Raw genomic sequence first — 22621 nt, 5'->3', positions numbered from 1 at the left:
CCCGTCGCCGTTAGCTGACTTCGATATCGATGCCGCCGTCCTCGTCGGCCTTCGGGAGCGTGACCGTGAGGACGCCGTTCTCGTAGCTCGCGTTTGCCTCGCGCTCCTCCACGTCGGTGGGGAGTGGGACGGTCCGACTGACCGCCCGCTGGCTGCGCTCGCGGCGGTAGTACTCCGTCTCCTCGTCCTCGGTCGTCTCGCTGTGCTCGGCCGCGATACTGAGTTGGCGGTCGGTGACAGAGACATCGATGTCCTCGACGTCGAAGCCGGGCACGTCGGCGACGACGACGATCTCGTCGCCGGCGTCGGCCACGTCGACGTGGATCGCTCGGCCGCCGACGTTCGCGGCGAGGTCGTCGCCGAACTCCTCACCGAACTCCCGGCTCATGTCCGCGAAGCCGTCGTTCAGCTGTTCGAACAGCTCCTCGATCTCCTTGAACGGGTCTCGTCGATCAGTCATGTTCGAACGGAGGGTCGCCGAGCTGTTAAGGATTGTTGCCACGTCGAGAGATCCGCCGAGGGGACCGGGATCGCCGACGAGCGGGCGTCGACGGCGGGCCGATCACTCGACGACGTGGCGGGTGTCGTAGGAGCCGAGCCGTCGGACCCAGCCGTCGGCACAGACGGCTTCGATCTCGCTCAGGGCCTCCTCGGTCCGGGCCTCGTAGAGGCCGGCCTCGATGTCGAAGTGGAAGCAGTAGTCCCCGAGTCGGCGACCGCTCGGGCGGGACTCCACCCGCGAGAGGTTGATGTCCCGGGTGGCAAAGGCCTCCAGCAGTTCGAGCAGGAGGCCGGGGTAGTTCGCGCCGGGATAGACGACGAGACTGGTCTTCCCGCCCGCCGTCGAGCGCTCGCTCTCGGGGGCGACGACGAGGAAGCGCGTGGCGTTCGAGTCCCGGTCCTGAATGTTCTCGGCGATGCGCTGGAGCGTGTCGCCGTCGTCGTTGGCGTTGGCCGGGTGCCCGATCGCCGCCACCGAGGGATCCTCGCGGGCGCGTTCGACCCCGCGGGCCGTCGACGCCACGGCCTCCTGGGCCACGTCGGGATAGTGTTCGGTCAGGTACTCACGGCACTGTGCCAGCGCCTGCGGGTGGGAGGCGACGACCTCGAACTCCGGGCCCTGTGCCAGCAGCGCGTGCCGGATCGGCGAGACGATCTCCTGCACGACGCTGACCTCGCGGTCCGCCAGCGCGTCGAGGCTCTCGTCGACCGAGCCCTCGATGCTGTTCTCGACGGGGACGACGCCCCGCTCGAACTCCCCGTCGGCGACGGCCGCGACGATCTCCGTCACCGACTCCCGGAACACCACCGGGCCGTCGGCGGCAATCGAACTCGCGGCACGGTGCGAGTAGGTCCCGGCTGGCCCGAGCGTGACGACCTGCATACTCCACCCGTTGCGAGGGGCGGGGAAAAACGCGTCGGGGATCAGTCGAGTCGGTAGGTCACCGAAACGGTCGCCGAGACGGTGACGGGGCCGGGCTCGAAGCTGGTCCCCTCCGTGGCGGCCTCGAACTGAACGTCCGCCCGAACCGGCCGTACGTCGGCATCCATCGTCGAGACGGAGTAGACCCCCGCGATCGTACGGTTGGCCGCGTCGGCGAGCGTGCTCGCGTCCCGGTCGGCGTTGGCCATCGCGGCCCCGAGCGCCTCCTGTCTGAGGTCGCGTCTGGTCTCCTCGCTCAGCGTGAACTGGACGCCGTCGACGCGGGTAGCGCCGTTGCCCACCGCGGCGTCGAGGATCGCCCCGGTCCGGTTGCCGAGGTCGTCGGCGACGACCTCGACGGCGAAGCCCTGTGCGGCCCGGTAGCCGGCGACCCGGGAGCCGTTCTCGGTCCGCTCGTACTCCTCCCCGAGGTCGTAGTAGGTGGTCCGGACGGCGTCGTCATCGACGCCGGCCTCACGGAGCGCCGCCCGCATCCGGGAGGCGTTCTCCGCGACGCCCTCCCGGGCGGCGTCGGCGGACTCAGCCCGGGCAATCACGGCCAGTCTGATCGTGGCGGCGTCGGGCGACGCCGTGCGCTCGGCGCTCGCCGTGACCTCGATGGTGCCGCTCGACAGCGGGTCGGTGGGCTGTTCCTGGGCGTTCATCTGTGTCTGTGGGTTCGGTTCACCCGCCGCCGGGCCGGCGATGGTGGCGACGACGACGCTGCTGCTGAGGAGGACGACCGCGGCGATTCCGACGGTAAGGATCGCTCGGCTGGACATGAACGGACCACGGCGGCCGGCCGTATTGTTCAGACGGGACTACTCGGAGTAAGGGGAGACAAACGGAGACCGTCGGGTCGCGTGTAGCGCCGTGTCGCCCGTCGAGAAGCGCTTGCACCACCACGGTTGCCCCTCACCGTGGTGTCGCTTACACCACCACGGTTGGTCGTTACCGTGGTGTCGCTTACACCACCACGGTTGCTCGTTACCGTGGTGTCGCGCGTGTCGCCGTCGCCTTGAACGACGCCACCACCTCGCGGCCGGGTTCGAGGCCGAGCCGTTCCCGGCTCTCCTCGGTCACCAGCGCCGAGAGCGGCTCCTCGGCGCCGACCGCGACCGAGACCAGACAGACCGATTCGCCGCGGTCGATATCGACGACCTCGCCCGAGAACCGGTTCCGTGCGCTGGTCTCGCTGCCCGCCGGCGCGTCCGCGGGGTCGTGGAGCGTCACGGCGTCGGTGCGGAGCACCACCTCGACGGTTTCTGCGTCGCCCGGGACGAGCGCCCGGACGGTGCCGGCGGCAGTTTCGACGGTTCCGAGTTCACCGTCGCGGCCGACGACGACGCCCTCGAGCACCGTTTCACCGGTCTCGGCGATGGCGCTGTAGCCCGTCCGCAGGCGGTCGAACGCCGCCAACAGCTCGTGAGCGCGGTCGGTCAGCGTGCTGCCGCCGCCGCCGCTGCCACCCCGGCGACGCTCGACGAGCGAGCCGAACGCACCCTCAAGTTCGGTGAGTCGGTCGTGGGCCCGGGAGTAGGACCGGCCCAACTCCTCGGCGGCGGCGTTGAGCGACCCCGCGTCGTCGACGGTCCGGAGCAACTCGGCGTCGCGCTGACTGAACGCCACCCCGTCGGCCCGAAGCGTCGCGTCGAACCCTGCGTCCATACCCTCGCTGGGACGAGCGCCGCCTAAACAGTTCCCCACGAGGGGGAAAGAATTTGATGCGTCTAAAAATAGAGTGCGAAGAGAACAACTATATGGTTCGGGTCCACAGGCTACGATAGACAACACCATGCGTAACGGACACATGCGGTCAGCGCGCTGTTGTGCGCTGAACCGGAACGACGGTGGTTCGCTGTGATACCGCTCCAGCTCCCGGCGGGGACGTTCGGCCCGGTCGTCCAGGAGGCGCTTAACATCCTGATCGGTTCCTGGCGCGAGGGGTTCGTACAGGTCTCGGGGTTCGTCGGCGCGACCATCCTGCTGTTCAGTCTGGTCCAGTACCGCTTCGACGGGAAGCTCACGCAGTTGCTCGAGGAACACGAACGCGCCCAGCCGCTGGTCGGCGGGCTGCTCGGGCTGACGCCGGGCTGTGGCGGCGCCATCATCGCGATGCCGCTGTACATCCGTGGCACCGTCAGCTTCGGCACCGTCGTCGCCGCGCTCGGGGCGACCGCGGGCGACTCCGCGTTCATCATTCTCGCGCTGGCGCCGGAGGCCGCGGTCTACGCCTACGGCCTCGCGTTCGTCGCCTCGGTGGCGTTCGGCTACTCGATCGACCTCTGGGGCCTCGGCGTCGGCCGCGTCGACAGCGCCGTCGCCCGGCTCAGCCGGCCGATGACCGACGGCGGCTTCAGTACGACCAGCGTCGCGAAAGGCGGTCCGAGCGTCCCCGAGTACGAGAGCCCGGACGGCCACGACCACAGCCACGACCACGGCGGCAGCAGGCTGCCGAGCTACCTGCCGGAATCGGCACTGATGGAGCGCGTCAGCCACGGGATCCACGTCCTCTGGTGGGTGATGCTGACGGGTGCGCTGATCGCCGGGATCATGTACCTCTCGCAGGGTGCGTCGATCGGCTTGGACGAAGCCGAGCCGATCTGGGAGGTCGCGCTCACCTACGACGGGCTGTTCACCGTCGCCGGCCTGCTTGGCACCACGCTGTCGTTCTACCTCTACTTCGTGGGGCGACACTACATCGGCGACGGCGACGCCGGCCGGGTTCGGGACGGCTTCGCGAGCCTCTACAAGACGTTCCAGCACACCGCGATGGAGACCTCGATGGTCACCGTCTGGGTCATCGCCGGCTACCTGGTCTACGAGTACGGGATGGCGATCTTCGCCCTCGACATTCAGGCGCTCGCCCAGTCGGCGGGCGTGATGACGCCGGTGCTCGGCGCCCTGTTCGGGCTGATCCCCGGCTGTGCGGCCCACATCGTCTTCGCCCAACTCTACGCGGTCGAGCAGGCGTTCCCGTTCTCCGCGTTAGCGGCGAACGCGATCAGCCAGGACGGCGACGCGCTGTTCCCGCTGATGGCCATCGACCTCAAGGCGGCCATCGTCGCCAGCATCTACACGACGATCCCCGCGATCCTCGTCGGCGTCGGCCTGCACTACTTCTGGCCGTACACGCAGTACGGCTTCGGGGTGTTGGGCTGAATGTACGACCGAATCCTCGTCCCGACCGACGGCGGCGAGCACGCGACCGCCGCGCTCGAACACGCACTCGAACTGGCGTCGGTCCACGACGCCACCGTCCACGTCTGCTACGTCGTAGACACGTCCACGAACCCGCTCGTCGTCTCGAAGGACGAGGTCCGGGACGCGCTCCGGCAGGTCGGTGAGGACGCCGCGGCCCGCGCGTTCGCCGACGCCGAGGAGCGCGCCGCGGCCCACGGCGTCGAACTCCTGACGGACCTCCACGAGGGAACTCCCGGCGACGAGATCATCGCCGAGGCCGAGGCCGTGGCGGCCGACCTCGTCGTGATGGGAACCCACGCACGCGAGGGTGTCTCCCGCCGGCTACTGGGGAGCGTCGCCGAGGAAGTCGTCGAGAACTGTCCGGTGCCCGTCCTGACGGTTCACGCCGAGGACGCGTAGGCGAATCGCCCGAGTGCGGAGGTACGGGCGGACATTCGTCTACGAACCCCCGTGGTACCACGACCCTCGCAAGCGTTATCCCGTGATAGGCTGTACGTTTGTATGCAATGGCAAACGGTACGGTTGATTTCTTCAACGACACAGGCGGCTACGGTTTCATCTCGACTGAGGACGCGGACGACGACGTGTTCTTCCACATGGAAGACGTCGGTGGCCCCGACCTGGAGGAGGGTGAGGAGGTAGAATTCGACATTGAACAGGCCGACAAGGGCCCCCGCGCGACGAACGTCGTCCGCAACTAACGGTTTTCCCGTCGCCGGAAGGCGACAACCCGTTTTCACACGCCCACGAGCGACGGCGTCGTCGTAACGGACGCCCCGAATCGGGGCTGGCGATACGTGATCCAGCCGCGAGGCCGTCCTGGATCACTCCACCGTGGCCCCGGCGTTCCGGGGGCGGACGACTGAGACGCGGCCGTCGACGCCGGCCGCGTCGAGGGCTCGCTGGCCCGCCCGCCGCGCGGCGCCCGCCTCTGCAGCGGTAGTGACGCCGTAGACGGTCGGCCCCCACGAGGACTGACCCGCGCCAGCGACGGCGTCGGCGTCCCGCAACGCGCGGACGACGGCACCGATCGACGCCCGATAGACACCCCCCTGCTCGTCGGCGTACCACTCGCCGTTCAGTCGGCCGACCTCGTCGACGGCGGCACCGAACCCCGTCGCGTCGCCGTCAGCCAGCGCCGGGAGGACACGTCGGACGACGACCCCCGCGATGCGGTCGGCGATACCGGGATCGGCGCGTTCGACCGTCGCACGCATGCTCGTGTCCTCAGCGTCACCGCTCGTCCCGGGCGAAACGTCGGGGATCACGAGCAGGAACCGCCAGTGGTCGGGGATCGACCGCTGGCTGGTGATCGGCGGCACCGACCACTCGCCGCGGTCGGGGCGGGTGGGGGTGAACGCCGCCGTCGGGTGGCCGCCGTCGAGGACGAACCCCCCGCGTTCGAACGTCGCGACGCCGACGCCGCTGCGGCCCCCGCGATCCAGCGCCGGCGCGCGCTCACGGACGGCCGGGTCACGGTCGTACGCGCGGGCGACCGCCGAGAGCGTCGCCAGCGCGGTCTGGGTGCCGCTCCCGAGGCCGACGTGGCGTGGCAGCGTCTCCTCGACGCTGACGCTGGCTCCGGGAACGTCCAACAGGTCGACGATCCGCGCCACGGCTGGTCGTGCCGGGTCGTACGAACACGCGACCGTCTCGGCCGGTCGTGCAGTCACCGTGACCCGGGGGCGTTCCAGGGCGACCCCGAGACTCCCGTAGAGGCGCTCGTGTGCCAGCGAGAGGTTCGTGAACCCGAAGTGGAGCCGCGCCCCGACGGAGACGGTGACGGCGGTCATCGGCGCCCCGGGTGCGGTGGTGTGGTCATCGTGCCTCCTCCGTGAGTTCGAGCACGCGGTCAATGGCGTCCCGTTCCGCCTCGCCGCCACAGGTCCGCACGACCTCGGTGAAGTAGTCGAGGCGCGATCTGAGTTCCGCCTGATCGAAGGCCTCGACGCCGAGCCGCGAGGCCGCGACGGTCGCCTCGACGACCGCGGCGAACCCGCGGTTCGTCGTCGGGACGACCCGTCGCTCGACGCCGGCGTCGACGGGGGTCAGCCGCCACTCCTCCCACTCCGTTCCGTCCTCTTCGCCGGCGGCGACGCGCTCGACGTCGACCTCGACCCAGGCGTCGACGCCGTCGAACACCGGCTCGTCACCCTCGTGAACGGTGAGTGCGGCCTCGGTGAACAGCTCCGGATCGCGCGTGAACTGGACGACGCCGCCGCCCTGTCGGTGGAAGTTCCTGCGGGTCCGGGTGTTCCCCCACGTCTTCGCGGTCACCGGTGAGCCGGCGTGGAGGCCGAGCGCGGCGGCGTTCCAGCGGCCGTTCGGGCCGAGCGTGGCGACGACGCTCTCGGTGACGCCGCGCAGTTCGACCGGCCAGTCGGCGCTCATACCGCCAGCCCTCGTTCGAGTGCGACGAACAGCGCCGCGGCAGTCACGTCGGCCGTGGTGCCGGGGTTGATACCGTCGGCGACGAGTTCGTCGGCCCACTCGGTGACGGCCTCGGGGTCGGCCCCCTGGAGTTCGGCGGCGCGCTCGGTGACCTCGGCGGCCACGCTCTCCCCGTGCCGTTTGGCGATCAGGCTGTCCGGTTCGGCCGCGAGCAGGTCGAGAAAGACCGTCGGTACCCGCTCGCTGAGGGGCCCGTCGGCGTCGAGGAGCGACGCCGCGGCGGCGAACGTCCGCTCGAAGCCCGCCGTCCACTCGGCGGCGACGCCGTCGGCCGGCGCGCTCGCGGCCATCACGTCGGCGAGCGTGAGCCCCCGCTCGCGGAGGGCGGGGACCGCGTCGCTCCCCCGGCGAACGTCGAGGTCGTCCATCGAGTCCGGTGGCTCGTCGACGAACACGTCCACGTGGTCGAACGCGCGGTAGAACCCCGCGGCGTCGTCGACGGTCGTTTCGTCCACCACCGCGGCCGCGCCGTCGGGCGTGAGGCGGTCGGTCGCGGCCGCCCGGACCAGCGGCGTCAGCAGCAACAACGCGCCGAACTGGGTGTTCCCACCGTCCTGTCGGGCCATCCCTGCGACCGCCGTCTCGAAGGCGTCGCCGACGGCCGCGCCGTCGGCCGCGTCGTCGAGACCCGCGCGGGCCCCGACCGCGCCGGCGAGGAACTGCTCGAACGTGAGGTCGGCGTACTCCCGCTGGCGGTCGACGTTCCCCGGTTTGGGCGTCCCCGAGAGTTCGAGCAGGAGCGCCAGTTCGGCGTTCGCGCCGGGCGGACGGCTCATGCCCGCACCCGGTCGAACACCGAGCCGAGCATCTCGATGGCCGCCTCGCGGTCGGGCCCTAGCGGCGAGCCGGCGACGAAGCTGTCGGCGTAGTCGAGCACCGCCTCGATGCGCTCGGCGACGGTGTCGGGCGTGCCGGCGACACAGAACGCGTCGATCATGGCGGGGGTCACGGCGTCGAACGCCGTCGAGAACTCCCCGGCGGTGATGGCGTCGCCGACGGCCTCGGCGCGGTCGTGGTCGATCCCGTGTCGGTCCAGTACCGGCGGGGCCGCCCCCGCAGTGACGAACGCGACGGGCGGCCGGGCGGCCTCGCGGGCCGCGTCGGCGTCGGCGGCGACGCTCACGCTGGCGAACGCCGCGAAGTCGAAGGGGCCGTGGTCGTCGGGGCGGTCGGCGAGGCCTGTCTCGACCTGCTCGGCGGCCCACGCGAAGTCGTCCGGGTGGGAGGCGTTTACCAAAACGCCGTCGGCGTGTTTCGCCGCCATCCGGATCATGTGCGGGCCCTGTCCACCGACGTAGGCCGGGATGGGGCCGACCTCGTAGTTGAGGCCGGCGTCGACCGCCGTGAACGTGCCGTCGTGGTCGACGCGCTCGCCGCGCCAGAGCCGTTTCGAGACGCGGACCGTCTCCAACACGCGCCGGAGCGGGCGCTCCCGTTCGATGCCGAGGTTGGCGAGCGTCGAGGGGTCGCCCGCGCCGATACCGAACACCGCCCGCCCGTCGGCGAGTTCGTCGAGCGTCGCGACGTTCGAAGCAAGCGATACGGGGTGGGTCTCGTAGGGGTTGACGACGCCCGGCCCCAACCGCACCGACTCCGTCGCCGACGCCACCCGCGAGAGCGCGAGAAACGGGTCGCGGTTGTTGTAGTGTGCGGAGACGAACACGGTGTCGAAGCCGACCTCCTCCGCACGCACCGCGAGGTCCGCCACCGACCGAACCGGCATCTCGGGGGTCAACTCGACGCCGATCGTGCCGTCGTCGCTCTCGTCCATACCGACACACTCCACCGTGAGGACTTCAAACCACGGTTCGGAGGATTTCCCCAGTATACGCTGTTTTAGCCACTTACAAGCCCCAACGAGAGGGTTTAGCCCTCCGATATAGGATAACCGAGGAGAATACGGGCGAAGGCAAATATTATTACGAGTCGTTCCCTGCCTTTCGACCACATGCAACGAATCGCGTCGACGCTCGGCCTCTTTCCGCTGCCCGACGCCCAGCGGGATCGGCTCGCGGACCTGAAGGGCCACCAGAAGGAGGACCTGATCGGCGGCGAGGAGCCCCCGGAACTGACCGAGACGTACGACGCCGCCCGCGAACGGCTGATCGACGACCAGCACGACGCCGGCCTCGACCGCGTCGTCGAAGGACAGGCACGCTGGGACGACTTCCTCGCCCATCCGCTCTGTGTCCACGAGAGCGTCCGGACGGAGGGCATCGTCCGCTACTACGACAACAACAACTTCTACCGCGAGCCGGTGGTGACCGACGAACTGACCGAGAGCGGCGACGTGGCCGCGGACCTCCGGAAGGCGGCGGGGCTGACCGACGACCTGCAGGCGGTGCTGCCCGGTCCCTACTCGCTGTCGGCGCTCGCGACCGACGAGTACTACGGCGACCGGGCGACGTTCCTCGACGCCGTCGCCGAGTTCCTCGCCGGCGAGGCCGCGGCGTTCCCCGACGCCGTCGAGACGCTGTACCTGTTGGAGCCGAGTCTCGTGACCGACGCCCCCGAGAGCGGCGAGCACGAGCGGGTGCGCGACGCCATCGACGCCGTCGTCGGCGCCGTTGACGCCGAGGTCGTGGTGCAGGGCTACTGGGGCACGTTCGACGAGGCGCTCCACGGCCACTTGCTCGACACGGACGCCGACGCGCTCGGCTACGACCTCGTCACCGCCGAGGAAGCGGCGACGGACCTCGTCCGCGAGCACGGGACGACCGACCGGGTCTCCCTGGGCGTCGTCGACGGCCAGAACACGCGGGTCGAGGAGCCCGCGGCCGTCGGGGACCGGGTCGAGGCGTTCCGCGAGGCGGCCAGCAGCGGGATCGACGCGGCCTACCTCACGCCGAACACGGAGCTGTTCCACCTGCCGGTGAACAAGTGCGTGGCCAAACTGCGGACGCTTGCGACCGCCGCGGACCCGGAGGTGGCGCGATGACCGACACGCGCTCGCAGTTCCAGCCCGACGACCACGAGAACGAACACTTCCTGCTCACGACTGTCGTCGGCTCCTACCCGAAGCCGACGTGGCTGAACCGCGCGAGCGACCTCCACGCGGACCACGACCACGACTTCGACGACGACGACTGGGCGGAGGCCGCCGACGACGCCAGCCGACTCATCACCCACGAACACGAGCGTGCGGGGCTGGACGCCGTCGTCGACGGCGAGATGCGCCGCGAGGAGATGGTGGAGTTCTTCGCCGAACGCATCGAGGGCTACGAGTTCAACGGCCCGGTGAAGGTGTGGGGCCACAACTACTTCGACAAGCCGAGCGTCGTCGAGGAACTCGAGTACGACGAGCCGTGGCTGGTCGACGAGTACGAGTTCACCGCCGGCGTCGCCAACCGGCCCGTGAAGGTGCCGATCACCGGGCCCTACACGCTGGCGTCGTGGAGCTTCGACGAGGCCTACGGCGACGAGGCCGAACTCGCCTACGACCTCGCGGAGTTGGTCAACGAGGAGGTCACGAAACTGGTCGAGGCGGGCGCCCGCTACATCCAGATCGACGAGCCCGCGCTGGCGACGACGCCCGACGACCACGCCGTCGTCGGGGAGTGTCTGGAACGGATCGTCGCGGACATCCCCGAGGACGTGCGAGTGGGGCTCCACGTCTGTTACGGCGACTACTCCCGGATCTATCCGGAGGTCAACGACTTCCCCATCGACGAGTTCGACGTGGAGCTCGCCAACGGCGACTACGAACAGATCGACGTGTTCACCGACCCCGAGTTCGAGCCCGACCTCGCACTCGGCGTCACCGACGCCCACGTCGCCGAGGTCGAGTCCGTCGAGGAGATCAAGGAGAACATCAAGCAGGGGCTGAAGGTCGTGCCCCCGGAACGACTCACCGTCAGCCCCGACTGCGGCCTGAAGCTGCTGCCCCGCGAGGTCGCCTACGGGAAGACGGCGAACATGGTCCAAGCGGCCCGCGAGATCGAAGCCGAACTCGACGCCGGCGAGATCGACGCCGAGGCGCTACGTTCGGGCGAGGACTGAGTCGGGCCGCGGCCCCACCGCGCCGTTTAACCGCGGGCCGACGAACCCACAAGCGACCGTGACAGGGACCGCGTTCACCGCACTCGGCAGCGAACACCGGATCGAGATCCTCCGGGTGCTCGTCGAGGCCGTCGAGAACGACGAGCCCGGGCTCTCCTTTACCGAACTCCACGATCGGACGGCGATCGACAGTAGCTCCCAGTTTTCCTACCACCTCGAGGAACTGGCCGACGTGTTCGTCACGGAGTCCGACGGCGAGTACGCCCCGACGAGCGCCGGCGAGCGCGTCGTCCGGGCGATCAGGTCCGGCATCTACGCCGAGGAGCCCTCCTTCGAGCCGACGACCGTCGACGGCCACTGCCCCGAGTGTGGGGAGACGACGCTCTCGGCCGCGTACCGGGAGCGCCACCTCTCGGTCGCCTGTGCGGACTGTGGAACGACCGTCGTGACCTACGACCTGCTGCCCGCCGAAGCCGAGGGGCGGTCGTCGATGGAGACGCTGCGCTCGTGCAACCGCCGGGTGCTTCGGGAGTACGACACGGCGGTCGCCGGGACCTGCCCGACCTGTAGCGGCACGACGACGGCCACCATCGACGCCGGCCCGGACGGGGAGTACGCGTGTGTAGCGACGTGTGACCGCTGTGAACTCCGCGTGTACGGCCCGGTCGAACTCGCGCTGTTCGGCCACCCGGCGGTGATCGCGTTCTACTGGGAGCGAGGTATCGACGTGACGGACCTCCCGCTCTGGCGACTCCCGGCGTTCATCGGCGACGCCGAGCGGCACGTCGTCGAGCGCGATCCGCTCGCCCTGAAGATCACGCTCCACCACGACGGCGGGACACTGACCGCGAGGATCGACGACGACGGCACGGTCTCGCTCCCGGACGCCTACTCAACGGATTTTGAGTAACGTCACTGTCAAAATATAAGAATATTGATAAGCTATTTCCCGTCGCGGGCCAGCCGTGAGGTATGGACCGGAGAGCGACGCGAGGTGGTGGGTAATGGCCGCTATCGAGGTCGAGGGACTGACCAAGCGCTACGGGCACGACGTGTACGCTGTCGACGACCTCGACCTGACCGTCGAGGCGGGCGAGGTGTTCGGCTTCCTCGGCCCCAACGGCGCCGGGAAGTCGACGACCATCGACGTGTTGCTCGACTACGTGCGCCCGACGGCTGGGACGGCGACGGTGTTGGGCTACGACGCCCAGAGCGAGGCCGACGCGGTCCACGATCGGGTCGGCGTGCTCCCCGACGGCTACAGCCTCTACGACCGACTCACCGGACGCGAACACCTCCAGTACGCCATCGAGTTGAAGGGCGCCGACGACGACCCGGACGACCTGCTCCGGCGCGTGGGCCTCGACTCGACGGCCGCCGAGCGGCGGGCCGGGGGCTACTCGAAGGGGATGAGCCAGCGCCTCGCCCTCGGGATGGCCCTGGTGGGCGACCCGGAGCTGTTGATTCTCGACGAGCCCTCGTCGGGCCTCGATCCCGACGGGATCCGGGACATCCGTGAGATCACCCGGGACCACGCCGCGGCGGGCGGCACCGTGTTCTTCTCCAGCCACGTGCTGAGTCAGGTCGAGGCGGTCTGTGACCGGGTCGGCATCCTCAGCCGCGGTCGGCTGGTCGCCACCGACACCATCGACGGCCTCCGCGACGCCCTCGGGACCGGCGCGACGGTCACCGTCACCGTCGACGCGCCGCCCGCCGACGTGGACCTGCGTTCGATCGACGGCGTCTCCGCCGTCGCCGTCGACGGGAACGAGATCACCGCTACCTGTACCGTGCCCGCGGCGAAGCTCCGAGTCCTCGACGCGATTCGGGAGAGCGAGAGCGAACTGCTCGACTTCGAGGCGCGTCAGGCGTCCCTCGAGGACCTGTTCCGGGCGTACGTCCACCCCGAAGCCGACGGGGCCACGGAGGTGCCCCGATGAACGCACTCGTCGTCGCCCGGAAGGAGTTCGACGACGCCCGGCGCTCCCGGCTCCTCTGGGTGCTGATCGCCTTCGTCTCCGCCCTCGTCGCCGCCACGATGGGCGTACCGCTGCTGGTGCCGATGCTCGGCGGCGACCCCCTGCAAGGGCTCGGGGCCGCCAGCGAGTTCGCGGCGATCCTGGTCCCGATCGTCGCGCTGGTCGCCGCCTACCTCGCACTCGCCGGCGAGCGCGAGTCCGGGAGCCTGCGGCTCCTGCTCGGACTGGAGCCGAACCGCCGGACGGTCGTCGCCGGGAAGTTCCTCGGCCGTGCGGCCGTCGTCGCGGTGGGGGTTGTCGCTGGCTTCCTGGTGGCCGGCGTCGTGGGGTGGGTGCTCTACGGCGGCCTCCCTCTGGCGCCGTTCCTCGGCGTGACCGCCCTGACAGCCGTACTGGGGGTCGCGTTCGTCGGCATCGCCGTCGGCATCTCGGCGGCGACGGCCAGCCGGTCGCGGGCGATGACCGTCGGGATCACGGCGTACCTCGGGCTGACGCTGCTCTGGGACCTCGTTCCGCAGGGACTCCACCTCGTGGTCGTCGGCGCGCCGCCGGGTGAGTCGATGCCGGCGTGGTTCGTGTTCCTGCAGGGGCTCAGCCCCTCGGGCGCCTACAGCGCGCTCGTCATGGAGACGATCCACGCGACGAACGCCGACTACCCGGGGATCGCGGCAACCGTCAGCCCGCCCGCTCCAGTCTACGTCCAGCCGTGGGTGTTCGCCGCGCTACTGGTGGTGTGGACGGTGGTGCCGCTGGTAGTCGGGACGGCGCTGTTCACTCGGGCGGACCTGAACTGACACCGGCGCCGGACCCGGCCCGGCGCTCAGCAGAGGTCAACGAAGTTCTTCAGGATCGTCAGGCCGGTCTCGCCGCTCTTCTCGGGGTGGAACTGCGTGCCGAAGACGGTGCCGTCCTCGTTTGCGATGACGGCGGGGAAGGTGGCGCCGTACTCGGTTTCAGCGACGACGGCGCCGGCGTCGTCGGGGTCGGCGTAGTAGGAGTGGACGAAGTAGGCGTGCTCGCCGTCGACGGAGCCGCCGCGGCCCCCTTCGACGCCGGTCACGAGCGGGTGTTTCCGGGTGACTCGGAGTTCGTTCCAGCCCATGTGGGGCACCTTCTGGTCGCCGCGGAAGCGGACGTTCGTGCCGGGGATCAGGTCCAGCCCCTCGACGGCCCCCTGACCGGCGTGTTCGGCCTCCTCGCTACCGGAGAGGAGCATCTGCATGCCGAGACAGATGCCGAACAGCGGCGTGTCGGATGCGGCCACGTCGGCGAGCGCCTCGCGGTAGGGGTCGGCGTTCTCCATCCCCTCGCGGAACGCGCCGACGCCGGGGAGCACGACGCCGTCGGCGTCGGCGAAGCGGTCGGGGTCGTCGGTGATGGTGACCGACGCCCCCGCGCGTTCGAGCCCCTTGGTGACGCTGCGGAGGTTGCCGAGCCCGTAGTCGACGACGACTACCTCGGCGAGTGTGTCCATGTGCGTGGGTGCGGTTCCGGCGCTCAAGTGACTTTCCGTCGCGGCGACGCGGAACCCTCAAGCCGCCGATGGGTGAACGTCGGGGCGATGGAGCCGGGACTGCTCGCGCTGCTGGGACTGATCGGCGCGCTGGTCGGCTACCGGCTGCTCGACCGTCGACTGGACGAGCGCCCGTCGGGCCTGCTGACCCTCGTCGTCGCCGTCGGGGGTGGGGCGCTCCTCGCCGTGGTCGGTCCCGAACCACTCGATGCCGAGGTGCTCGTTCCGCTCGCGATGCTGGCACTGTTCGGCGCCGCGCAGGTCGTCGGGAGCTACGTCTCCGTGTCGACGCGAGCCTTCGGCGCGCTGGCGCTGGTCGTCGCCGCCGGGATGGCCGCGCTGGGGCTGACGCCGTTCGTCGGTGCCGGCGGCCGCTCGCTGGCCGGCGCCGTCATGGTCGGGATGCTCGGGGCGCTCTGTCTGTTCCGGCCGGAAGCGGTCGAGCGGGTGACCGAGACAGCCGAGTAAGAGCAGTATGGTGCCACGGATTCACACGACGTTTATGCGCCCACCACCACCGCGGCGAGCGGGGGCCGACGGCGCCGCCGTTCCCCGGGGATCGCCTACTCGAAGCCGCCGTAGATCGCTTCCCACGCCGACGCGACGTGGAACAGCCGTTCCTCCTCGAACTTCGGAGCGACCAGTTGGAGGCTGACCGGCAGCTCCTCGACGGTCCCACACGGGAGGCTGGCCGCGGGGTGGCCGGTGAGGTTGAACGGGCTCGTGTTCGACATCGCCGTCAGCACGTCCAGTTCGTGGCCCTTCCCCCACTCGGGCGGGAGTGCGGGAACGCCGGTCGAGGCCAGCACGTCCACGTCGTCGAACAGCGCCGACACCTCCTCGGTGAGGGCGTGGCGGGCCCGGGTGGCCAGCGCGTAGTACTCGTCGCCGAGGACCGTGGTGAGGTAGTCTGCGTACAGCAGGGTCGAGCGGACCGTCGGGCCGAGTTCCTCGCCGCGCTCGCGCAGCCCCGCGTCCAGCGCGGCGACGAACGACGGGTGGGCTCCCCCGTCGAACCAGTAGTTCTGGCCGCGTGCGCGCATGTAGGCCCCGATCTCCGTGAACGCGACCGCCAGCCACGCCGGGAGCGCGGCGTCGTAGCTCGGGATCGAGACCGAGGTCACGGTCGCGCCGTGGGCTTCGAGTTCCTCGATGGCCGCCCGCGAGTGGTCGTCGATGGCCTCGGCTTTCCCCATCAGGTCGTCGACGACGCCGATCGTGAGCCCCGAGAGGTCCGCCGAGCGGCCCGCGTCAACGCTCTCGACGTAGTCGCCGACCCGGGCGTGACGGGTCTGTTCGTCCGCCGGGTCCGGGCCGGCCATCGACTGCAGCACCCGCGCGGCGGTCTCGGTGTCCCGCGCGAGCGGGCCGATAGTGTCCAGGGTCTTGGAGAACTGTCCGAAGCCGTCGAGCGAGACCAGCCCGCGGGTTGGCTTGATCCCGACGACGCCACACCAGGCGGCCGGGAACCGGACCGACCCGCCCGTGTCGGAGCCAAGCGCCGCGTCGACGTCGCCGTTGGCCACGGCGACGCCGCTGCCCGCCGACGAGCCGCCGGGCTGGTGGTCGGGGTTCCGGGGGTTGCGAGCGAGGCGGTAGGGCATCGTCGACTCGTCGCCGCCGAACGCGAACTCGTCCATGTTCGCCTTCCCGACGATGGTCCCGCCGGCCTCGAGCAGCCGTGTGACGGCCGTCGCGTCCCGCGAGGGCCGGTAGGACTCGAGCACTTTCGACCCGCAAGTCATCGGCACGCCCGCGACCGCGATGTTGTCCTTGACGGCCAGCTCGATCCCGTCGAGGAGGCCGGAATCGTCGGTCGAGAGCTCCGTAAAGGAGATGAAGCCGCCCAGCGGGTCCTCGTCGTCGTCGGCCCAGCGGTAGTCGCGCTCGGGCGGGTCGCCCTCCGCGAACGCCTCCAGGTCGGTCAGCTGTTCGTTCTGGGCCGCGAACTCGTCGGCGAACGCCTCGGCCGTCGCCTCGTCGAGGGCGAAGGGGTGGGACTCCGCGAGCGTGTGGATGTCGTCCGCGTCGGGGGGTTCGGTATCGTCGGTTCGCATGTGCTACCCCTTACCATGCACCTGCTTAAACGTTCGCAGCCGGGCGGTAGAGAACACGAGGCGTCGTTGTAGCGGTGCTGCGGCTATCGCCACGGTGACGCCGTGGCGGGTCCGCGGCGGTCGGCGATGGGGTGGGTCCGGGCCGCGGCGACCGTGAACCGTCGGTCAGGGCGCGCCGCCGTCCCAGTCGACTTCGTCGGCGTACTCCTCCTCCATGAGGTGACAGGCGATGGCGCCGTCGCCGTTCTCGTGGGCCTCGGGAGTGCGGGTCTCACACACCTCGCCGATCTTCCGGGGACAGCGCGGGTGGAACCGGCAGCCGCTGGGGACGTTCGACGGGTCCGGCACGTCCCCTTCGAGGACGATGCGGTCGGCCAGCCCCGTTTCTGTCCGGCCCGGCACCGAGGAGAGCAGCGCCTCGGTGTAGGGGTGGTAGGGGTCCGAGAACACCGTCTCGGTCGAGCCGTGTTCGGCGATCTCGCCCAGGTACATCACCGCGATCCGGTCACAGACGTGCCTGACGACCGAGAGGTCGTGGCTGATCAGCACGTAGCCCAGCCCCAGTTCGTCCTGCAGGTCGGTCAGGAGGTTCAGGATCTGGGCCTGTACGGACACGTCGAGGCCGCTGACCGGTTCGTCGAGCACGATCACCTCGGGGTTGACTGCGAGCGCCCGGGCGATCCCGATGCGCTGTTGCTGGCCGCCCGAGAGTTCGTGGGGGTAGCGGTCGAGGTGGCGCTCCTCGAGGCCGACCGCGCGGATGAGTTCGCGCACCCGTTCGGCCCGTTCGCCCTCGGGGGCGAGGTCGTGGAGTTCGATCGGCCGTTCGATGATGCGCCGAACCGTCCGTCGGGGGTTCAAACTCGAGGTCGGGTCCTGAAACACGATCTGGAGGTTCCGCCGGAGCGACCGCATCTCCGCGTCCGACAGCGTCGTGAGGTCGCTGCCGCGGTAGACGATCCGGCCCGAGGTGGGTTCGAGCAGCCGGAGCATCGACCGCGCGGCCGTCGATTTCCCACAGCCCGACTCGCCGACCAGCCCGACCGTCTCGCCGGCGGCGACGGAGAGGTCGATGCCGTCGACGGCACGGACCGGCTCCGTTTCCCCGAAAACCGAGTCGAGCAGCCCGCCGGTGTCGAAGTGTTTCTTCAGGTCGGAGACCGCCATCAGCGCCTCCTCGCCGTCGTCAGTCGATCGGGCGTCCGCGGTCCAAGAGAGCGAGGCCACCTCGGTCTCGGTACGGTAATCGAGCTCGGCGGTCCGGTCGTGGTGGATGCAGGCGACCTCCCGCCCGTCGTGGATCGGTTCGAGCGGCGGGTGGGCCTCCAAGCACGCATCCGTCGCGGCGGGACACCGCGGCGCGTACTTACAGCCCTGGAACCCCTCGGTGAGGTCCGGCATCGACCCCTCGATGGACCGAAGCCGGTCCCCGTCGGCGGCGTCGATGGCGGGGATGCTCTGGAGCAGCCCCTTGGTGTAGGGGTGACGCGGGTCGGTGAACAGCGGCTCGACCGCCCCGGTCTCGATGATGCTGCCGGCGTACATGATGGCCACACGGTCACACAGCTCCCGAACCACCCCGAGGTCGTGGGTGATGAACAGCACGCTCATCCCGAGGTCCCGGCCGAGTTCCTGGAGCAGTTCGAGGATCTGGGCCTGGATCGTCACGTCGAGGGCGGTCGTCGGCTCGTCGGCCACCAGCAGGTCCGGCTGACACGCGATGGCGATGGCGATGACGATGCGCTGTTTCTGTCCGCCCGAGAACTCGTGGGGGTAGTCGTCGAACCGCGCCGCGGCGTTCGGGATGCCGACCCGATCGAGCAGGCCGACCGCCTCCTCACGGACCTCCCCCGCGCTGGCGTCGCGGTACTCGGCGACCGCCTCCGCGACCTGCCGGCCGATGCGCATGGTGGGGTTCAACGTCGACGAGGGGTCCTGAAACACCATCCCGGTTCGCGAGCCCCGGAACGCCCTGAGTTCGCTCTCGGACATCTCGAGGACGTCCTCGCCGTCGAAGCGCACCTCGCCGTCGACGATCTCGCCGGGCGACTCGATCAGACGGAGCACGCTCCGTGCGGTCGCGCTCTTGCCCGCGCCGGACTCGCCGACGAGGCCGACGATCTCGCCCGCGTCGATGTGGAAGTCGACGCCGTCGACGGCGCGGACGATGCCCTCCTCGGCCCGGAACTCGGTGGTGAGGTCGCGGACGGTGAGCAGCCGATCGCCCCGCCCCTCGACCGCCGTCGCCTCGTCGTCGACCGAGTCGGTCGCTCCGTGGGTGTTGCCCGCTCGCGCGGTCGCCGGTCCTGTCGCGTCGGTTGAACTATCGGTCATTTTTGAGAGTCGGATCGAGCACGTCGCGGAGACCGTCCCCGAAGAGGTTGAAGCCGAGTACGGTGATCGCGATGGCGATACCCGGGAACACCGCCATCCACGGCGCCTGCACGAGGTACTGTCGCGCCCCGCTGATCATCAGCCCCCACGCGGGCGTGGGCGGCTGGACGCCCAGCCCCAGGAACGAGAGGCCGGCCGCCGTCAGGATGGCGTACGCCATCGTGATCGTGGCCTGTACGATCACCGGCGCGAGGGCGTTGGGGAGCACCTCGGAGAACACGATGTAGCTGTCGCGCTCGCCGATGGCCTTCGCGGCCTCGACGAAGTCCTCCTCGACCACGGAGACCACCTCGCTCCGGGTGACGCGGGCGAAGGAGGGCGTGTAGACGATGCCCAGCGCGATCAGCGCGTTGGTGAGGCTGCCGCCGATCACGGCGGTGATCATCAGCGCGAACACGAGCGGTGGGTAGCTCATCAGGATGTCCATCACCCGCATGATGGCGTCGTCGAGGTAGCCCGTGTCGTAGCCGGCGATGGCGCCCAGCGGCACGCCCAGCGCGAGCGCGATGCCGACGCTGAGGACGCCGATGTAGAGGCTCGTCTGTGCGCCGAGGATGACCCGCATGAACATGTCCCGGCCGAGGTTGTCCGTCCCCATCGGGTGGGCCAGCGACGGCGCGAGGAAGCGCTCGGTCACCGTGATCTGGATCGCCGCCTCCCGGGAGACGAACACCGGGCCGAACGCCGCCGTCAACACGAGCGCGGCGACGATAGCCGAGCCAAGCACCGCCTTGGTGTTGGCCCGGTAGCGCTTGAACAGGTCCGCGAGTTGGCGGCGGCGGGGCTCGCTGATGAAGCCGTCGCGGCCGTCGGCGGTTTCAGCGGCCATCAGTCACCACCCCCGCTCCCGATCCGCGGGTCGAACACCGCGTACAGCAGGTCGACGGTGAGGTTGCTCAGCATCGTGATGGCCGCGAAGATCAACACGACCGTCTGTAACACCGGCACGTCCCGCTGGAGCACGGCGTTGAACAGCAGTCGACCCAGACCGGGGTAGGAGAACACCTCCTCGATGATGACGACGCCGCCGAACAGGTACGCGAGTTGGAAGCCGATCACGGTCAGCACCGGGAGGAAGGCGTTCCGCAGCGCGTGGCGGAAGACGATGGCGCGCTCTGACATCCCCTTCATCCGGCCGAGTTGGACGTAGCCCGCCCGGAGTTCCTCCAGCAGCGAGGAGCGAGTCATCCGCATGATGTGGGCCATCAGCCCGAACGCGAGCGCCGACGCGGGGAGCACGACGCTCGCCACCGCGCCGATCGGATCGACCAACGGGCTGGTGTAGCCGGATGGCGGGAAGATGTCGAGGTATTGGGCGAACACCAGAATGAGCACCATCCCCCAGAAGAAGTTGGGCAGCGACAGCCCGGCGAACGCGGTGAGGCTGGCGAACAGGTCGATGCGCTCGTTCTCGTGGAGCGCGGCGAGGATACCCAGCGGGATGGACAGGCTGACCGCGATAGCGATGGCCGAGAACGCCAAGAACGCCGTCTTGGGCAGCCGCTGAGTGATCAGGGCCTGTACCGACTCGGTGTAGTAGTACGACGCGCCCAAGTCGCCGGTCAGCATGCTGCCGGCCCAGTCGAGGTAGCGCACCCACAGCGGTCGGTTGAGCCCGAGCTGTTCCCGGACGAACATCAGTCGCTCCTCGCTTGCCTGCTGGCCGAGGATCATCAACGCCACGTCGCCCGGCAGGACGTTGATCGCGGCGAACGTGATGATCGAGACGGCCGTCAACGACAGCGCCATCAGCGCCAGCCGCCGGGCGGCCACCTGGGACAGTCTCCGCAGCATCAGTCGTTCAGCCAGACTTCCTCGAACCGGAACAGGGAGTTGTCGGGGTTGGGCAACGACGCCAGGCCGCGGACGTTCTGCTTGGCCGCGAGCGCGCCCTCACGGAACCAGACCGGGACGATGGGCGACTCCTCGTGGCGGATCGCCTGAGCCTCCTTGTAGAACTCGACGGCCTGCTCCTCGGTGTCGGCGGTGGCCGCGTTGTCGAGCGCCGCGTCGAAGTCGTCGCTGGCGTAGTTCAGCATGTTGTACGCCCCATCGGAGTACATCACGTTGCGCAGCCAGTAGGAGGGGTCCCACCCCTCGAACCAGTTGACGAAGGTGATGGTGTAGTCGCCGCCGAACGCGCGGTTGAACCACTCGTTCCACTGGACCTGCTCGATGTTGACCGTCAGCCCCGCCTGCGACAGCATCTGCTGCATGATCTGGGCGGCGTCGACGTGCCACGGGTAGTTCGGGCTGACCATGAAGTCCAGTTCGAACTCCGCGGGGTCGTACTGGGAGGCCTCGAAGCGCTCCTGTGCCGCCTCCACGTCGGGGCCGCGGCGTTCGAGGTCCTCGTTGCGGAACTTGCTCGGCGGGAGGATACCCGACTCCGTGGGCACGCCGTGGCCGTAAAGCGCGCCGTCGACGATCTCCTGTTTGTCGATGGCGAAGTCGATCGCCTGTCGGAAGTTCTGGTCGTCGAACGGCGGTTCGGCGTTGTTGAACAGGATGAACCCCACACAGAGCGGGTTCCAGGTCTTGGTGTTGATCTCGTCACCGTCGTTGCCCACCACCTCGGAGATCTGTGGCAGCGGCACGTCGTTGGTGATGTCGGCGTCGCCGGTCTGGACGCTCGTGAGGCGGGCGTTGGGGTCGGTCGCCGTCCGCTGTTCCAGCGTGTCGACGTACGGGCCGTCGTTCCAGTAGTCGTCGAACGCGTTCATGATGACGCTCTCGCCGACCGAGCGCGATTCCCACTGGAACGGGCCGTAGCCGATCGGGTTCGCCTCCTGGTCCGGACCGGTCCCCTCAGGGATGATCGCCGAGGAGTAGAACGCGAGGTAGGCGATGAACCGACGGAAGCGCTCGCCCAGCGTGAACCGGAACGTGTAGTCGTCGACGGCCTCGGTGCTCGCGACCTTCTTGAAGATGAACTGGTTGTTCGCCCCGTTCTCGGGGTCGCGGATGCGGTCGAAGCTGTACTTCACGTCCGCGGCGGTGAGTTCGGTCCCGTTGTGGGCCATGATCCCCTCGCGGAGCGTGAAGGTGTACGTCAGCAGGTCGTCGCTGGCCTCCCAGTCGCTGGCAAGGCCCGCCTGTGCGGCGTCGGGGTCCGTGGTGAGTTCGAGGTCACGGTTCAGGCCGATCAGCGGCTCGTGGACGTTCGAGAGCACGCGGTAGGAGGACTCCCCCGAGGTGAGATGGATGTCGTTGTCGATCATCTGCTCGGAGTGGGCCCAAACCAGCCGCCCGCCCTCGGTTACCTCGCCGGGATCGGAGGTGGTGTACGTCTCCTCGGGCTGGTCGTCGGTGGTGTCGCCGTCGCCGTCACCGCCGCCACCGCCGGTACAGCCTGCGAGGCCGACCCCCGCAACGCCGACCCCAGTGGTCGCGATGAACCGTCGGCGCCCGAACGGTCTCCGGTCGATTTCGTGTGGGTCGTTATCACGACTCATTAGCTACCTCTCATGATTCGACCTATATAAACCCAGCGCCAGTGGTGTGGGGTTTCTGACCTTCTCGCCGCCGGAAGCCGGAGGTTTCGGGGGAATCGGTCGCTCAACTATCCCCGCTTTCCACCGGGGCGAACCGCGCCGACCTC

23 protein-coding genes are annotated in these 22621 nt (G+C 69.5%); 9 read left to right on the top strand and 14 right to left on the bottom strand.

Annotation, left to right across the window (positions count from 1 at the left end):
* Positions 1-10: 10 nt before the first annotated feature.
* The 4 genes from NO998_RS11795 to NO998_RS11780 all read right to left on the bottom strand — a co-directional run bounded on the left by NO998_RS11795 (position 11) and on the right by NO998_RS11780 (position 3091).
* Positions 11-460, bottom strand: coding sequence for an Hsp20/alpha crystallin family protein (locus tag NO998_RS11795; RefSeq protein WP_267647401.1), 450 nt, complete (start codon positions 458-460; stop codon positions 11-13).
* Between the two features lie 102 nt (positions 461-562).
* Positions 563-1384: a prephenate dehydratase gene (pheA, locus tag NO998_RS11790; protein WP_267647399.1), complete on the bottom strand. Its 822-nt coding sequence runs from the start codon at positions 1382-1384 to the stop codon at positions 563-565.
* A 41-nt stretch (positions 1385-1425) separates the two neighbouring features.
* Positions 1426-2205, bottom strand: a complete 780-nt coding sequence (locus NO998_RS11785; protein ID WP_267647398.1) for an SIMPL domain-containing protein — start codon at positions 2203-2205, stop codon at positions 1426-1428.
* Positions 2206-2410: 205 nt separating this feature from the next.
* Positions 2411-3091: a TOBE domain-containing protein gene (locus NO998_RS11780; protein ID WP_267647397.1), complete on the bottom strand. Its 681-nt coding sequence runs from the start codon at positions 3089-3091 to the stop codon at positions 2411-2413.
* A gap of 192 nt (positions 3092-3283) precedes the next feature.
* On the opposite strand from NO998_RS11780, the gene NO998_RS11775 reads away from it, so the two are divergent.
* The 3 genes from NO998_RS11775 (at position 3284) to NO998_RS11765 (ending at position 5328) form a co-directional block, all read left to right on the top strand.
* A complete protein-coding gene (locus NO998_RS11775) occupies positions 3284-4585 on the top strand; it encodes a putative manganese transporter (RefSeq protein WP_267647396.1) in 1302 nt (433 codons plus the stop codon).
* Positions 4586-5026: a universal stress protein gene (locus NO998_RS11770; RefSeq protein ID WP_267647395.1), complete on the top strand. Its 441-nt coding sequence runs from the start codon at positions 4586-4588 to the stop codon at positions 5024-5026.
* 107 nt (positions 5027-5133) lie between these two features.
* Complete coding sequence (locus tag NO998_RS11765; protein ID WP_267647394.1) at positions 5134-5328, top strand: cold-shock protein; 195 nt, start codon at positions 5134-5136, stop codon at positions 5326-5328.
* Between the two features lie 123 nt (positions 5329-5451).
* On the opposite strand, the gene NO998_RS11760 is transcribed toward NO998_RS11765, so the two are convergent.
* Genes NO998_RS11760 through NO998_RS11745 form a run of 4 tightly spaced genes read right to left on the bottom strand, consistent with a single transcriptional unit; the run spans position 5452 to position 8849 of the window.
* Positions 5452-6420 carry a beta-ribofuranosylaminobenzene 5'-phosphate synthase family protein gene (locus NO998_RS11760; RefSeq protein ID WP_267647393.1) on the bottom strand — a complete coding sequence of 323 codons (969 nt, stop codon included), beginning with the start codon at positions 6418-6420 and terminating at the stop codon, positions 5452-5454.
* Between the two features lie 25 nt (positions 6421-6445).
* Positions 6446-7018 (bottom strand): DUF447 domain-containing protein, encoded by a 573-nt coding sequence (locus NO998_RS11755; protein WP_267647392.1) that lies wholly within the window; start codon positions 7016-7018, stop codon positions 6446-6448.
* Positions 7015-7854 (bottom strand): triphosphoribosyl-dephospho-CoA synthase, encoded by an 840-nt coding sequence (locus NO998_RS11750; RefSeq protein WP_267647390.1) that lies wholly within the window; start codon positions 7852-7854, stop codon positions 7015-7017. Before NO998_RS11750 ends, NO998_RS11755 begins: the two co-directional genes overlap by 4 nt.
* Positions 7851-8849: a 5,10-methylenetetrahydromethanopterin reductase gene (locus NO998_RS11745; protein ID WP_267647389.1), complete on the bottom strand. Its 999-nt coding sequence runs from the start codon at positions 8847-8849 to the stop codon at positions 7851-7853. Before NO998_RS11745 ends, NO998_RS11750 begins: the two co-directional genes overlap by 4 nt.
* A 177-nt stretch (positions 8850-9026) precedes the next feature.
* Here NO998_RS11745 and NO998_RS11740 point away from each other — a divergent pair, with 177 nt between their 5' ends.
* From NO998_RS11740 to NO998_RS11720, 5 genes are all read left to right on the top strand, one after another.
* On the top strand, positions 9027-10016 hold the full coding sequence (locus NO998_RS11740) for a 5-methyltetrahydropteroyltriglutamate--homocysteine methyltransferase (protein WP_267647388.1): 990 nt from the start codon (positions 9027-9029) through the stop codon (positions 10014-10016).
* Entirely contained in the window at positions 10013-11077 is a 1065-nt protein-coding gene (locus tag NO998_RS11735) for a methionine synthase (protein ID WP_267647387.1), read from the top strand. Before NO998_RS11740 ends, NO998_RS11735 begins: the two co-directional genes overlap by 4 nt.
* A gap of 58 nt (positions 11078-11135) precedes the next feature.
* A complete protein-coding gene (locus NO998_RS11730) occupies positions 11136-11987 on the top strand; it encodes a winged helix-turn-helix domain-containing protein (RefSeq protein WP_267647386.1) in 852 nt (283 codons plus the stop codon).
* A gap of 94 nt (positions 11988-12081) precedes the next feature.
* Positions 12082-13017: an ABC transporter ATP-binding protein gene (locus NO998_RS11725; RefSeq protein WP_267647385.1), complete on the top strand. Its 936-nt coding sequence runs from the start codon at positions 12082-12084 to the stop codon at positions 13015-13017.
* Complete coding sequence (locus NO998_RS11720; RefSeq protein ID WP_267647384.1) at positions 13014-13850, top strand: ABC transporter permease; 837 nt, start codon at positions 13014-13016, stop codon at positions 13848-13850. Before NO998_RS11725 ends, NO998_RS11720 begins: the two co-directional genes overlap by 4 nt.
* 26 nt (positions 13851-13876) lie before the next feature.
* Here the strand turns inward: NO998_RS11720 and hisH are convergent, their stop codons facing one another.
* On the bottom strand, positions 13877-14530 hold the full coding sequence (hisH, locus tag NO998_RS11715) for an imidazole glycerol phosphate synthase subunit HisH (RefSeq protein WP_267647383.1): 654 nt from the start codon (positions 14528-14530) through the stop codon (positions 13877-13879).
* Between the two features lie 87 nt (positions 14531-14617).
* Between hisH and NO998_RS11710 the strand changes: the two genes are divergently transcribed.
* Positions 14618-15037 carry a hypothetical protein gene (locus NO998_RS11710; protein WP_267647382.1) on the top strand — a complete coding sequence of 140 codons (420 nt, stop codon included), beginning with the start codon at positions 14618-14620 and terminating at the stop codon, positions 15035-15037.
* A gap of 95 nt (positions 15038-15132) precedes the next feature.
* Here the strand turns inward: NO998_RS11710 and NO998_RS11705 are convergent, their stop codons facing one another.
* From NO998_RS11705 to NO998_RS11685, 5 genes are all read right to left on the bottom strand, one after another.
* Positions 15133-16626, bottom strand: coding sequence for an amidase (locus NO998_RS11705; protein ID WP_267647381.1), 1494 nt, complete (start codon positions 16624-16626; stop codon positions 15133-15135).
* Positions 16627-16791: 165 nt separating this feature from the next.
* Positions 16792-18960: an ABC transporter ATP-binding protein gene (locus NO998_RS11700; protein ID WP_267647380.1), complete on the bottom strand. Its 2169-nt coding sequence runs from the start codon at positions 18958-18960 to the stop codon at positions 16792-16794.
* On the bottom strand, positions 18950-19849 hold the full coding sequence (locus NO998_RS11695) for an ABC transporter permease (protein WP_267647379.1): 900 nt from the start codon (positions 19847-19849) through the stop codon (positions 18950-18952). Before NO998_RS11695 ends, NO998_RS11700 begins: the two co-directional genes overlap by 11 nt.
* Complete coding sequence (locus NO998_RS11690; RefSeq protein WP_267647378.1) at positions 19849-20814, bottom strand: ABC transporter permease; 966 nt, start codon at positions 20812-20814, stop codon at positions 19849-19851. Before NO998_RS11690 ends, NO998_RS11695 begins: the two co-directional genes overlap by 1 nt.
* The gene (locus NO998_RS11685) at positions 20814-22475 is read right to left on the bottom strand and encodes an ABC transporter substrate-binding protein (protein WP_267647377.1); all 1662 of its coding nucleotides are present in this window, start codon (positions 22473-22475) and stop codon (positions 20814-20816) included. Before NO998_RS11685 ends, NO998_RS11690 begins: the two co-directional genes overlap by 1 nt.
* Positions 22476-22621 lie beyond the last annotated feature (146 nt).

The sequence above is a fragment of the Halolamina litorea genome (genome assembly GCF_026616205.1).
Classification (GTDB): Archaea; Halobacteriota; Halobacteria; order Halobacteriales; family Haloferacaceae; genus Halolamina; species Halolamina litorea.
The sequence above is the reverse complement of the archived record's forward strand: the minus strand, read 5'-3'. Positions and strand labels throughout refer to the sequence as shown.